Raw genomic sequence first — 12,618 nt, 5'->3', positions numbered from 1 at the left:
AATCCAACACGTTCAGGTCAGGTGCCCTCGGGGGCTCCGATGGCGCGCCGGAGCAGGACGCGGTTCACATTGCTGCCGAAGTCCTTCTGCAGCTGCGAGATGAACTGCCCGAGCACGTCGTCCTCGACCGACTGGGTGAGCTGGCCGCGCGTGCGCGCGTCGAGCGCGGCGTTTTCCGGTACGGCGATCTCGGTTGTCACGAAGACAATGTGATCGATGCCATCGGCTGCGGCCGCATTGGCAGCCCGGTCCTTTGGCGTTGCGAACAGGACTTGGATGGCAGCAGCACCCCAATCACCCTCGGTTGTGGTGCGCGTGAATGCGCCGGTGGTCTTGACCTCAATGCCAAGCGCCTGACCGGCTTCTGCAAGCGGCTTGCCGCCGCGCACCGCCTCGGTCAGGTCGGTCGCCACCTTGCCGATACGGGTCTTGACCTCCTGCTCGCGCCAGCTGGCCTCGACAGCGTCCTTGACCTCTTCGAGCGGGCGGTCACGCGCGGCCGTGACGCCTGCGACTTCGTACCAGATGAAGGTACCGCTCTGGCGGATCTGGGCGGGGTCGTTCTCCATGCCGACCTCGGCACGGAAGGCCGGCGCAAGGAATTCGGCGGCGCCGACGAGGTTGAGCTGCGCGCCGGTTGCGTCGCGGCCCTGGGCATCGACGGCATCGACGACCGTGGTGGTGAGGCCGACCTTGGTCGCGATATCGGCCAGCGGCAGGCCGGTCGAGCGTTCGCGCTCGATCTTGTCATAGAACTCGTTGACCGCGGTGCGGCCCATGTCACCGGCAATCTTCTGACGGGCCTGTTCGCGGGCAGCCTCGACATTGAAGGGCTCGGCCTTGGTCACCTTGACCAGCACGGTACCGAAGGCGCCGCGGATCGGGGCGCTGACCTCGCCTTCGGCAAGGGCAAATGCCGCGTCGCGGACGGCCGGGTCGGTCATTTCACTGCGTCCGAGTGTTCCGATCGTGAGATCGGCGGCCGAAATGTTGCGCTCGGTCGCGAGGGCCTCGAACGTCAGACCGCCCTTCAGACGCTCGGCAGCGGCTGTGGCCTCTTCGGGTGTCGGGAAGGTGATCTGCTGGATGGTGCGCTTCTCGGCAGCTTCGCGCAGCCGCGCGAGCTCGGCTTCGACCTGCTCGGGCAGGACCTGGGCAAAGGCCGCCTGATCAGCGGGCGAGAGCGTCAGCAGGATCAGTTTCCGGAATTCCGGAGCGCGGAACTGGGCCCGGCGGGTCTCGTAGAAGGCCTGGAGCGTGCCAGCATCGGGGGCCGCGATGTCGCCTGCGGCGCGGGCGCCAATGACCAGATACTGCGCCTTGCGCGTCTCGGCCTGGAACCGGGTGAGGGCATCGACCAGCACCTGGGGCGTCGGCACCTTGTCGGAGATCGCGCCGGCAATCTGCTGGCGCATCGCCAGGCGGCGCTCGTAGTCGATGTAGCTCTGCTCGGTGAAGCCGTTCTGGCGCAACAGCTCGACGAAGGCGTTGCGGTCGAACTGGCCGGTCGCGCCGCGGAACGACGGCGATGTAACGATGCGGTTGCGGATCGTGTCATCGTCAATGCCGAGGCCGAGCTGACGGCCGCGCTCGTCCAGCGTCGCATCGGTGACAAGCTGGCTCAAGACGCGCTCATCGATACGGAAGGCGCGCGCCTGCTCGGGCGTCACGCCACGCTGGAGCATGCGGCCGAGGTTCTGGACCTCTCGGTTGTACATGGTCTGGAAGGTCTGGACCGAGATCTGGGTGCCGCCGACATTGGCGAGCGTGGTGGACGTGCCGCCACGGAAAATGTCGCCGATGCCCCAGACCGCGAAGGAGCCGACAAGCACGGTCATCAGCAGCACGAGCACGATGCGCATGATGCCTTTGGCGAAAGTGTTGCGAATGCCAGTCAGCATGCCGGATCGGTCTCCACGGCGCGGGCAGTCCCGCTTGGGGGGCTCAAGAAAAGTCGGCGGAGCATAGTGACCACCCCTCATGGGGGCAAGCGCGCGTGGTGGCGCGGCGCGCGTCCATCTGTTAGTCAGCCGGAAACACTGACGGAGAGGGGATTTCCATGGCGTTGCGTCCGCTTGTGGCCGGCAACTGGAAGATGAACGGCACGAAACTGGCCCTGAAGGAGCTCGCGGGCATGGCCGAGGGCTATGATGCGGGCTTGCGCGGCAAGGTCGAGCTGATGATCTGCCCGCCGGCGACGATGCTCTATCTTGCGGCCGCGGCGGCGCTGGGCTCCCGCATCGCGATCGGCGCGCAGGATTGCCACGCGGCAGCGTCGGGCGCCTATACCGGCGACCTGTCGGCCGAGATGATCGCCGATTGCGGGGCCACCGCTGTCATCGTCGGCCATTCCGAGCGGCGCCAGTATCATCGCGAGACCGACGCCGATGTCTGCGCCAAGGCCGAGGGCGCGCTGCGGGCTGGACTGACGGCGATCGTCTGCGTCGGCGAGACGCGTGCCGAGCGCGAGGCCGGCAAGGCACTCGCCGTGGTTGGCCGCCAACTCGCCCGATCGGTTCCGGAGGGCGCCAATCCCGACAATCTGGTGGTCGCCTATGAACCGGTCTGGGCGATCGGCACGGGATTGACGCCAACCGCCGCCGATGTTGCCGAGATGCACGCCCATATGCGCCGCAAGCTGGTCTCGCGCCTTGGCAAGCAGGCTGCCGGCATCCGGTTGCTCTATGGCGGCTCGGTGAAGCCGTCCAATGCTGCGGAACTCATGGGCACGGCAAATGTCGATGGCGCCCTTGTCGGTGGCGCAAGCCTGAAGGCCGCAGACTTCCTCGCCATCGCCGCCGCATACAGATAAAATTCCCGGCCATGGATCAGGGCCGGCTGCGCATTTTGCTCTGGATCGTCGCGGTCGGCTTCTTCATGCAGACCCTCGATTCCACGATCGTCAACACGGCCCTGCCATCGATGGCGCGGTCGCTCGGCGAAAGCCCGCTCGAAATGCATTCTGTGGTGATCGCCTATTCGCTCACCATGGCCATGCTCATTCCGGCCTCCGGCTGGCTCGCCGACCGGTTCGGCGCACGCAGCCTGTTCATGGCGGCAATCGTGCTGTTCGTTGCAGGCTCGCTGGCCTGTGCGATGTCGGGCTCGCTCATGCAGCTTGTCTGTGCGCGTGTCGTGCAGGGAGCAGGCGGCGCCATGCTGCTGCCGGTTGGACGGCTCGTCGTGCTGCGCAATGTGCCTCGCACGCAATTCCTCGAGGCGATGAGCTTTGTTGCCATTCCTGGCCTGATCGGGCCGCTGATCGGGCCGACGCTCGGCGGCTGGCTGGTCCAGGTCGCCTCCTGGCACTGGATCTTCCTGATCAATGTGCCGGTGGGTGTGGTCGGCTGCATCGCGACCTATCTCTTCATGCCGGACAACCGGGCTTCGGCGGTCGGGCGATTCGACCTTGTCGGCTATTGCATGCTGTCGGTGGCGATGGTGGCGCTGTCGTTCTCGCTGGAAGGGCTGACACAGCTCGGCATGCCTCGAGCAACCGTCCTGGTCCTGTTGATCTTCGCCTTTGCCCTCATTGTCGCCTACGGGTTCCATGCGCAGCGGAAGCCTTCGCCGCTGTTTCCGTTGCACCTCTTCCACATTCACACCTTTTCGGTCGGCCTGCTCGGCAACCTGTTCGCGCGCATCGGCAGCGGCGCCATGCCGTTTCTCATTCCGCTCCTGTTGCAGGTGGTCCTCGCGCGTTCGCCGATGGAAGCAGGCTTGATGATGTTGCCGGTTGCCGCCGCCGGCATGTCTGCGAAGCGCGTTGTCACCCCCTTGATCCGGCGCTTTGGCTATCGCCGCGTTCTGGTCTCCAACACGCTGCTGCTTGGCGCCCTGATGGCCAGTTTCGCGCTCATTTCGGCCGATGAGCCGCTGATCGTCCGGATCATCCATCTCGGGGCCTATGGCGCGCTGAACTCGATCCAGTTCACGTCGATGAACACGGTGACGCTGCGCGACCTCGACAGCGAGCGGGCCGGCAGCGGCAACAGCCTGTTCTCGATGGTGCAGATGCTGTCGATGAGCCTCGGCGTGACGATTGCCGGCGCTCTCCTGACGGCTTTCACCAGTTATTTCGGCACTTCGAGCCCGGCCGCCACCCTGGCGGCCTTCCGTTCGACCTTCGTCTGCATCGGCGCGATTACCTGCGCGTCGGCCTGGATTTTCTGGCAGCTCTCGCCGGACATCCGCGGCGGATCAGACCGACCGGAAGCGGGTGACGCGCAGTAGCGGCGCCTGGCTCCGCTGCCACCGGTTCTTCGATGAGAAAGAAAACTGCTGCGAAACAGCGGTTTGGGAGATCAGGTATCTCCTTCCGCCTCAGGATTTGAACACCTGGTCTCCATGTTTGGCGGCATTTTGGGGTGATACCGGCCTTGCCCGGAAGTCGCCCCCTGAAAGCCATTAGCCATGATCGCACGCAGAACCTTCCTGTCGGCCTCGGCCGGCATTATTCCCGCCCTGGCGTCCCCTGCGGTGCAGGCGCAGGCCGAAGTGCCGGTGCGCGTCGGCTATGTGCCGGTCATCGGCGCAAGCGCGCTGTTCTTGCTCGCCGGCAACGGCTCGGCTCGCCAGGCGGGGCTGAAGCTCGCGCTGAACAAGTTCGATTCGGGACCGAACGCCATCCAGGCCTTTGCCTCGGGAACGATCGATGTCCTGGCGGTGGGCATCGCGCCGGTGGCGGTCATCCGTTCGCGCGGCGTCGACGTGTCCGTGATTTCGGCAGCGGCCGTCGGCGGCTCGGCTTTCGTGGCAGGGCCGGCACTCGCCAAAGACTTCGCCGAGGCGGGCAATGATCCGGCGCGCGCCTTTGCCGCCTTCCGAGCGGCGCACGGGCGCCCCGCGAAAATCGGTACGTTGCCGCCAGGTGGGGTCCCGACGGTTGCCCTTCATCACTGGCTCTGGAAGGTCGGTCAGGTTGCGCGCACGGATGTCGAGATTGTCGGCATGGGCATCGAGGTGGTGCAGCAGGCCATGCTGGCGGGCGGCATCGACGGTGCAACCTTGCTCGAGCCCGCGGCCACGCTGGTTCCGGATCGCGATCCCCGGATCAAGCGCATCGTCAATTCGCCGGCCATGTTCCCGGATCTGCCGGGCGTGGTGCTGGCGGCTTCCGGCACGTTTCTCGCCGAGCAGGCCGCTGCCGCCGAGCGCTTCGTCGGCCTGTTTGTCAAGGCGACCGAGACCGTGAAAGCGCAGCCCGCGGTTGCCGCGTCCCATGTCCAGGCGATCCTGGGCGGCGGCCTGATCTCGGTCGACACGATTGCCCGAGCGCTGGCGTCGCCTGCCATTTCCTACGTCACCGCGCCGGCTGCAATCCGGCCCGCGACCGAGAAGCTGCTCGCCTATCAAGTAGAGCTAGGGGATTTTGCCCAGGCGCCTGCGACGGCGGGTCTGTTCAACGATACTGTCTATGAGCGTGGCCTGAAGACCTTGTCGACAGGCTGATCGATCGCCATGTCCAGCGGGAATTCGTGCGGGGATGCTTCGGCGACCGGGGTAGGCAAGCCCGGATCGATCGTGTAGACACCCGGTTTCCTTAGTCCGAAGGACCGTCCCGCGGCCATGCAGACCGTCATCCTCGTTATTCATCTGATGATCGTGCTCGCGCTGATCGTCGTGGTGCTGCTTCAGCGCTCCGAAGGCGGCGGCCTTGGCATGGGCGGCGGTGGCGGCAACTTCATGTCGTCTCGCGGCACGGCCAATGTGCTGACGCGGGCGACAGGCATTCTGGCCGCGGCCTTTTTCCTGACCTCCATCATCCTGACGGTGATGGCGACCCAGGCGCGCGGCCCGCGCTCGCTGCTGGATACGGCAACCCCTGCACCGGCCGGCGCGCCGGCTGTTCCTGGGGCGCCTGCCGCACCCGGCGCACCGCAGGTTCCGGCCTCCGGCCAGGGCGGCGGTACCGGCATGCTGGAAGGGCTTCGCGGCTTGTCGCAGCCGCCGACGGCCCCCGGCGCACCGCAGCCGCCCGCACCGCAGCGCTAAGGCCGGGATCGATCCCGCCATCGATATTCGGCTGCCCATGGCGGCCTCAGGACGAACAGGCAACAGGGCCGGGCAACCGGCCCTTTGCTTTTGTGGGGAAACGGTGCCGCTTTGCGCTGGTGCCGCTACCCGAATCACGGGTTGGGCACTAAAGAGGAATCCCCATGACGCGGTATATTTTCATCACCGGCGGCGTGGTTTCGTCCCTTGGCAAGGGACTGGCTTCAGCTGCCCTCGGTTCGCTCCTGCAGGCGCGCGGCTACACGGTCCGTTTGCGCAAGCTTGACCCCTATCTCAACGTCGATCCGGGCACGATGAGCCCGACGCAGCACGGCGAGGTGTTCGTCACCGATGACGGGGCCGAGACCGATCTCGACCTTGGTCACTACGAGCGCTTCACGGGCCGTCCGGCGACGCGGCAGGACAACATCACCACCGGCCGCATCTATCAGGACATCATCACCAAGGAGCGGCGCGGCGACTATCTCGGCGCGACGATCCAGGTCATTCCGCACGTGACCGACGCCATCAAGGACTTCGTCCGCACCGGCAATGAAGGCTATGACTTCGTGCTGGTCGAGATCGGCGGCACGGTCGGCGATATCGAAGGCCTGCCGTTCTTCGAAGCGATCCGCCAGCTTGGCAACGAATTGCCGAAGGGCGACAGCATCTATGTCCACCTGACACTGTTGCCGTTCATCGCATCGGCCGGCGAGCTGAAGACCAAGCCGACCCAGCATTCGGTCCAGGAACTGCGTTCGATCGGCATTGCGCCGGATATCCTGCTCTGCCGCACCGACCGGCCGATCCCGGAAGGCGAGCGCAAGAAGCTGGCCCTGTTCTGCAATGTACGGCCCTCGGCCGTGATCGAGGCCATGGACGCAAGCTCGATCTACGACGTGCCGCTCGCTTACCATCGTGCAGGCCTCGACGACGAGGTGCTGCGCTCCTTCGGAGTCGAGCTCAAGGGCGAGCCGGATATGCGCCGCTGGGCCGATGTGTCCGACCGCGTCCACAATGCCGAGGGCGAGGTCACCATCGCCATCGTGGGCAAGTACACCGGCCTCAAGGACGCCTATAAATCGCTGATCGAGGCGCTGGCCCATGGCGGCATGGCGAACCGTGTGAAGGTCAATCTCGACTGGATCGAAAGCGAGGTCTTCGAGAACGAGGATCCGTCGCCCTATCTGGAACATGTGAACGGCATTCTCGTGCCGGGTGGCTTCGGCCAGCGTGGCGCCGAGGGCAAGATCCGCGCGGCGCAGTTCGCCCGCGAGCGCAAGGTTCCCTATTTCGGCATCTGCTTCGGCATGCAGATGGCGGTGATCGAGGCGGCGCGAAACCTGTCCGGCGTGAAGAATGCGAATTCGACCGAGTTCGGGCCGACCGCCGAGCCCGTGGTGGGCCTGCTCACCGAATGGCTGAAGGGCAATGAACTGGTGAAGCGCCATCAGGCCGGCGATCTCGGCGGCACAATGCGGCTCGGCGCCTATACCGCGCATCTGAAGCCAGACAGCAAGATCGCCAAGATCTACCGCGCCGACGTCATCTCGGAGCGGCATCGGCACCGCTACGAGGTCAATCTCGACTATCGCAAGCGCCTTGAAGACAAGGGCCTGGTGTTTACAGGCCTGTCGCCGGACGGCGTGCTGCCCGAGACGATCGAATATCCCGACCATCCGTGGTTCATCGGCGTGCAATACCATCCCGAGCTGAAGAGCCGGCCATTCGAACCGCACCCGCTGTTCCGCTCCTTCATCGAGGCTGCCAAGGTCCAATCGAGGCTGGTCTGATGCGTTCTGGCGCCGTGATCGTCGGTGCTGCGATCATCGGTGTTGCTGGCGTCATGGCCTATGTCTGGAGCAGCGGCGGTGATTGCGCCGGTGGCACGGTGCTTCGCTCGATCGATCAGTGTGTCGCGAGCGGCCGTACGGGCAGCACCTGCAACGAGTTGATGGGTGCAGCAAACGCGATGCTGGCCCGCACCGGGCCGGTATCATCGACACGCGAGCAATGCGAAGGCCAATACGGCACCTGCCAGCAGAGCCACGCGACCGAGGGCTTCGTGCCGCGCGCTTCGGGCTTCTGCCTCAGCAGCGACCCCAAGCAACACATCGTCCCGCTCTACGGGCCGAGGTAGCAACAATACGGATCTATCGTTAGCCTCGTTCCGAGTCTGAGGGGGCGGCTAACGATGATTGCGCATTATCTATCGGGATTTCCGGCCTTTATCGCCCATTTCGTGCTGGCGATCGGGTTCGTGGTGGCCTTTGCCGGCATCTACACCACGATGACGCACCACAACGAGTTCGACCTCATCCGGCAGGGGAATACCGCCGCGTCCATCGCACTCGCGGGCAGCCTGATCGGGTTTTCCCTGCCACTGGCCAGTGCGGTCGAACATTCCGAATCGATCATCGACAATGCGTTGTGGGCGCTCATCTCGCTGATCGTCCAGCTCGGCATCTATTACATCGCCCGACTGGTCATCAACGACCTCAGCGGACGGATCGATCGCGGCGAACTGTCGGCCGGCATCTGGCTCGGCGCCGTCTCGATCACTGGCGGGCAGCTTGCCGCTGCCTCGATGACAACCTGAGGAGGCGGGCGGTGTCTTCCAGTTCTCCAGGTCCGGCGCGCAAACGTTCCGTACTGCTCTCGCCGATGGGCATTGGTGCCATGGCGCTGGTTGGTTGCGGCACTTTCGCCGCGACCAACGGCTTCGGCCTCGGCCAGCGCAATTGCCAGCCGGTCGGCCAGATCGTGACATCGGTCGACCAGTGCGAGCGGCTGATGCCGGGGCCGACCTGCCGTGCGGCGTTCACGTCGGGCGTCAGCGCGCTCGGTCTCACCCGCTCTTCGAGTAGCGGCACATGGACCCATGAGCATGTTCGCCAGGGGACGGACGGCCGCTACATGACGCTAGCCGGGTCTCCGTTTCGGACCGGCTCGAGCTGCTCGTCGTCCTCTTCACGCAGCGGCTCGAGCTGGGGCTATTTCGGCGGCTATGGCGGGTCGAGCAATTCGGCCTCGTCGCAAGGCCAGTCCTCGGTGTCGCGGGGTGGTTTTGGCACGACGGCATCCAGCTTCTCGTCCCATTCGAGCTCGTCCTGACATGCGCCGTGTCCCCATCGCCGAGCGCCCGAACTGGCGCCAGCTTGCTGATGAATATGGCTTTTCCTATGCCATGCCGGATGGCCAGAAGTACTGGGACGAAAGCGTCTGCTACCAGTTCACACTGCGCGAGATCGAGGATGATCTCGAGGAGGCGACCTCCGAGATGGTCGCTCTCTGCGGCGAACTGGCGGGCCGCGCGGTGCGCGACGAGGCCTATCTGAAGCGCCTCGCCATCCCCGAATCCTTCTGGTCTTTCATAGAGACGTCGTGGAACAGGAGCGACATGTCGCTCTATGGCCGGTTCGACTTTGTCTATGGCGGAAACGGGCCGGCCAAGCTGCTCGAATTCAATGCCGACACGCCGACCTCCGCCTATGAGGCCGCCGTGTTCCAGTGGCTCTGGCTGGAGGACCGGATCGCGACTGGCAAGCTGCCCGGCAGTGCCGACCAGTTCAATTCCCTGCACGACAAGCTGATCGCGCGGTTCAAGGCTTTCCCGCGCTTTGGCACGCCCTTCCATATGACGGCGTTCTCATCCGAGCTGGAAGACCGCAAGACCGTTGAATATCTCGCCGATTGCGCGCGCGAGGCCGGACATCAGGTCAAACTGATCGACATTGCCGATATCGGCCGCGACGGGCTGAACCAGTTCGTCGACGATGAGAACCGACCGATCCAGCGCATCTTCAAGCTCTATCCCTGGGAATGGCTGATCCACGAGCCGTTTGGCGCGGCGATCCCGCAGGCGCGCACCACCTGGATCGAGCCAGCCTGGAAGATGCTGCTCTCCACCAAGGCGATCCTGCCGGAACTGTGGAAGATCGCGCCGGGCCACCCGAACCTGCTTGAGGCCTATCACGAGGGCGATCCGGCGGCCTCAGCGCTTGCCCGCGACCATGTGGCGAAGCCCATCTTCTCGCGCGAGGGCGCCAATGTGGAGATCAAGCGGGCAGGGGTGACGGTCGCCTTTCCCGAGGGGCCCTACGATCAGGTGCCGCGCGTGCTGCAGGCGCTGGCGCCCGATGCGGTGTTCGACGGGATGCGGCCGGTGATCGGCTCCTGGATCGTCGATACCGAGCCGGCCGGCATCGGCATCCGCGAGGACAAGGGCCTGGTCACCGGCAATCTCTCGCGCTTCGTGCCGCATGCGATCATCGACTGACCTGATCTCGCCAGCTGATCCTGTCCCTTCCTGTTGCTCCCTTGGCCTGGCTCTGCCAGAAGCAGGGCCCAACGGGAGAGGCCCATGGCATCCGCATTGAAACCGTCCGGCCGCGTCGTCGCCGCCGGCTCCGTCCGCTTTGGCAATCACCTGCCACTGGCCCTGATCGCCGGCCCCTGCGCGATGGAAAGCCGCGCCCATGCGCTGGAAGTCGCCAGCGCCCTCAAGGAGATCACGACGCGGCTGGGAATCGGGCTCGTCTACAAGTCGTCCTTCGACAAGGCGAACCGTACCTCGGGTAAGTCGTCGCGCGGCATCGGCCTGTCCGCGGCGCTGCCGATCTTCGCCGAGATCAAGGAGACGCTGGGTCTGCCTGTCATCACCGATGTGCACGAGATCGAGCATTGCGCGGCCGCGGCCGAGGTGGTCGACATCCTGCAGATTCCGGCCTTTCTCTGCCGTCAGACCGATCTTCTGGTCGCCGCCGCGCAGACGGGCCGCGTCGTCAACGTCAAGAAGGGCCAGTTCCTGGCGCCCTGGGACATGGCCAATGTCGCCGCCAAGGTGACGGAAGCCGGCAATCCCAATGTGATGGTGACCGAGCGCGGCGTCTCGTTCGGCTACAACACGCTGGTGTCCGACATGCGGGCGCTGCCGATCATGGCGGAAACCACCCGCGCTCCCGTCATCTTCGATGCCACCCATTCGGTCCAGCAGCCGGGCGGCAAGGGCGCGACCTCGGGCGGCCAGCGCGAGTTCGTGCCGGTGCTGGCGCGGGCAGCCGTGGCCGTCGGCGTCGCCGGCGTGTTCATCGAGACCCATCCCGATCCGGACAAGGCGCCCTCCGACGGCCCGAACATGGTGCCGCTCGCGGAGCTCGAAGGCCTGCTGAAGACGCTGATGGCCTTTGACCGGCTCGCCAAGGGCCTCGGCTGATCGCAAGATTGCCATCGATTCGAACCGGACAAGCCCGATGACCGACCGCACCTGCCTTTCCGTCGTGCTCGCCGCCGGCGAGGGCACCCGCATGCAGTCCGCCCGGCCGAAGGTGCTGCACGAGGTGGCGGGGCTCTCCATGGTCGGCCATGTGCTGCGTGCGGTGGCAGAAGCCGGCGGCACGGCTGCGGCCGTGGTGATCGGCCCCGACCGCGAAGATGTCGCTGCGGAAGCGCGCCGGCTGGTGCCGGATGCGAGTGTCCACGTGCAACGCGAACGGCTCGGCACGGCGCATGCCGTCCTGCAAGCCGAAGAGGCACTCGCGAAGGGCTACGACGATGTGATCGTCGCCTTTGGCGATACGCCGCTGGTGCGTCCCGAGACCTTTGCCAGACTGCGCGCGGCGGTTGCGGCAGGCGCCGATGTGGTGGCGCTCGGTTTCGAGGCGGCCAATCCCTTCGGCTATGGCCGGCTGGTGGTCGAGAACGGCGTGCTTGCCGGCATTGTCGAGGAGAAGGACGCGACGGAAGCCCAGCGCGCGATCACGCTGTGCAATGGCGGGCTGATGGCGCTCGCCGGCCGGCACGTGCTCGATCTCCTGAAACGGATCGGCAATGCCAATGCCAAGGGCGAGTATTACCTGACCGATATCGTCGCTGTGGCGCGCGCGAGCGGCCTGACCACCGCCATCGTGACGGCACCGGAGGAAGAGGTGCGCGGCGTCAACGATCGCGTCCAGCTCTCGGAGGTCGAGGCGATTGCCCAGGCCCGTTTGCGCGAGAAGGCGATGCGGGCTGGCGTCACCATGACCGCGCCCGACACCGTGTTCATGAGCTTCGATACGCAGCTTGGCCGCGACGTGATGCTGGAGCCGCATGTGATGTTCGGTCCGGGCGTGACGGTCGAAGGCAATGTCACGATCCGCGCCTATTCGCATCTCGCCGGCTGCCATATCGCATCGGGCGCGATTCTTGGGCCGTTCGCCCGCATCCGGCCGAAGAGCCGGATCGGCGAGGGGGTCCATATCGGCAATTTCGTCGAGGTGAACCGCACAGTGATGGCCGCCAGGGCCGAAGCCAACCATCTGGCCTATCTGGGCGATGCGACGATCGGCGAGGGCACCAATATCGGCGCGGGCACCATCACTTGCAATTTCGACGGCGCCGACAAGCACCCAACCATCATTGGGCGCGACGTGTTCGTCGGCTCCAATTCGACGCTGGTCGCGCCGCTGACCATCGGCGACGAAGTGCTGATCGCGGCTGGCTCCACCATCACCAAGGATGTGGAGTCCGGCGCGCTCGCCTTCGGCCGGCCGAAACAGGCCGCGCTCGCCGGGCGCGGTGTGGAGAAGATCCGGGCGAACAAGGTGAAGCGCGCCGAGCGCAAGGCCAAGGGCGGGTGAGGGG

The 12,618-nt window shown here is 65.6% G+C and carries 12 protein-coding genes; 11 read left to right on the top strand and 1 reads right to left on the bottom strand.

Annotated features, from left to right (window positions below):
• Positions 1 to 17: 17 nt before the first annotated feature.
• Entirely contained in the window at positions 18 to 1,901 is a 1,884-nt protein-coding gene (locus E8L99_RS18815) for a SurA N-terminal domain-containing protein (RefSeq protein WP_168201730.1), read from the bottom strand.
• A gap of 158 nt (positions 1,902 to 2,059) precedes the next feature.
• On the opposite strand from E8L99_RS18815, the gene tpiA reads away from it, so the two are divergent.
• The 11 genes from tpiA (at position 2,060) to glmU (ending at position 12,614) form a co-directional block, all read left to right on the top strand.
• Entirely contained in the window at positions 2,060 to 2,812 is a 753-nt protein-coding gene (gene tpiA, locus E8L99_RS18810) for a triose-phosphate isomerase (protein WP_391527456.1), read from the top strand.
• Positions 2,813 to 2,823: 11 nt separating this feature from the next.
• Positions 2,824 to 4,233 (top strand): multidrug transporter subunit MdtD, encoded by a 1,410-nt coding sequence (gene mdtD / locus E8L99_RS18805; RefSeq protein WP_137100989.1) that lies wholly within the window; start codon positions 2,824 to 2,826, stop codon positions 4,231 to 4,233.
• A gap of 180 nt (positions 4,234 to 4,413) precedes the next feature.
• On the top strand, positions 4,414 to 5,451 hold the full coding sequence (locus tag E8L99_RS18800) for an ABC transporter substrate-binding protein (RefSeq protein WP_137100988.1): 1,038 nt from the start codon (positions 4,414 to 4,416) through the stop codon (positions 5,449 to 5,451).
• A 117-nt stretch (positions 5,452 to 5,568) separates the two neighbouring features.
• Positions 5,569 to 5,994 carry a preprotein translocase subunit SecG gene (secG, locus tag E8L99_RS18795; RefSeq protein WP_137100987.1) on the top strand — a complete coding sequence of 142 codons (426 nt, stop codon included), beginning with the start codon at positions 5,569 to 5,571 and terminating at the stop codon, positions 5,992 to 5,994.
• 164 nt (positions 5,995 to 6,158) lie between these two features.
• On the top strand, positions 6,159 to 7,787 hold the full coding sequence (locus tag E8L99_RS18790) for a CTP synthase (RefSeq protein WP_137100986.1): 1,629 nt from the start codon (positions 6,159 to 6,161) through the stop codon (positions 7,785 to 7,787).
• Positions 7,787 to 8,134, top strand: coding sequence for a DUF1190 domain-containing protein (locus E8L99_RS18785; RefSeq protein WP_137100985.1), 348 nt, complete (start codon positions 7,787 to 7,789; stop codon positions 8,132 to 8,134). Before E8L99_RS18790 ends, E8L99_RS18785 begins: the two co-directional genes overlap by 1 nt.
• Before the next feature lie 54 nt (positions 8,135 to 8,188).
• On the top strand, positions 8,189 to 8,593 hold the full coding sequence (locus tag E8L99_RS18780; RefSeq protein ID WP_137100984.1) for a DUF350 domain-containing protein: 405 nt from the start codon (positions 8,189 to 8,191) through the stop codon (positions 8,591 to 8,593).
• 11 nt (positions 8,594 to 8,604) lie between these two features.
• A complete protein-coding gene (locus E8L99_RS18775; protein ID WP_137100983.1) occupies positions 8,605 to 9,108 on the top strand; it encodes a hypothetical protein in 504 nt (167 codons plus the stop codon).
• Position 9,109: 1 nt separating this feature from the next.
• Positions 9,110 to 10,273 (top strand): glutathionylspermidine synthase family protein, encoded by a 1,164-nt coding sequence (locus tag E8L99_RS18770; RefSeq protein ID WP_137100982.1) that lies wholly within the window; start codon positions 9,110 to 9,112, stop codon positions 10,271 to 10,273.
• Between the two features lie 84 nt (positions 10,274 to 10,357).
• Positions 10,358 to 11,209 (top strand): 3-deoxy-8-phosphooctulonate synthase, encoded by an 852-nt coding sequence (gene kdsA / locus E8L99_RS18765; protein WP_137100981.1) that lies wholly within the window; start codon positions 10,358 to 10,360, stop codon positions 11,207 to 11,209.
• 37 nt (positions 11,210 to 11,246) lie between these two features.
• Complete coding sequence (gene glmU / locus E8L99_RS18760; protein WP_137100980.1) at positions 11,247 to 12,614, top strand: bifunctional UDP-N-acetylglucosamine diphosphorylase/glucosamine-1-phosphate N-acetyltransferase GlmU; 1,368 nt, start codon at positions 11,247 to 11,249, stop codon at positions 12,612 to 12,614.
• Positions 12,615 to 12,618 lie beyond the last annotated feature (4 nt).

Source organism: Phreatobacter aquaticus (assembly GCF_005160265.1).
GTDB classification, from domain to species: Bacteria; Pseudomonadota; Alphaproteobacteria; order Rhizobiales; family Phreatobacteraceae; genus Phreatobacter; species Phreatobacter aquaticus.
The sequence above is the reverse complement of the archived record's forward strand: the minus strand, read 5'-3'. Positions and strand labels throughout refer to the sequence as shown.

Excerpts from the sequence above, each read along its gene's own strand:
- E8L99_RS18770 (WP_137100982.1), top strand. The coding sequence starts at position 9,110 with ATGCGCCGTGTCCCCATCGCCGAGCGCCCGAACTGGCGCCAGCTTGCT.
- glmU (WP_137100980.1), top strand. The coding sequence starts at position 11,247 with ATGACCGACCGCACCTGCCTTTCCGTCGTGCTCGCCGCCGGCGAGGGC.
- E8L99_RS18800 (WP_137100988.1), top strand. The coding sequence starts at position 4,414 with ATGATCGCACGCAGAACCTTCCTGTCGGCCTCGGCCGGCATTATTCCC.
- E8L99_RS18780 (WP_137100984.1), top strand. The coding sequence starts at position 8,189 with ATGATTGCGCATTATCTATCGGGATTTCCGGCCTTTATCGCCCATTTC.
- kdsA (WP_137100981.1), top strand. The coding sequence starts at position 10,358 with ATGGCATCCGCATTGAAACCGTCCGGCCGCGTCGTCGCCGCCGGCTCC.
- E8L99_RS18785 (WP_137100985.1), top strand. The coding sequence starts at position 7,787 with ATGCGTTCTGGCGCCGTGATCGTCGGTGCTGCGATCATCGGTGTTGCT.
- E8L99_RS18815 (WP_168201730.1), bottom strand. The coding sequence starts at position 1,901 with ATGCTGACTGGCATTCGCAACACTTTCGCCAAAGGCATCATGCGCATC.
- mdtD (WP_137100989.1), top strand. The coding sequence starts at position 2,824 with ATGGATCAGGGCCGGCTGCGCATTTTGCTCTGGATCGTCGCGGTCGGC.
- tpiA (WP_391527456.1), top strand. The coding sequence starts at position 2,060 with ATGGCGTTGCGTCCGCTTGTGGCCGGCAACTGGAAGATGAACGGCACG.
- E8L99_RS18790 (WP_137100986.1), top strand. The coding sequence starts at position 6,159 with ATGACGCGGTATATTTTCATCACCGGCGGCGTGGTTTCGTCCCTTGGC.
- secG (WP_137100987.1), top strand. The coding sequence starts at position 5,569 with ATGCAGACCGTCATCCTCGTTATTCATCTGATGATCGTGCTCGCGCTG.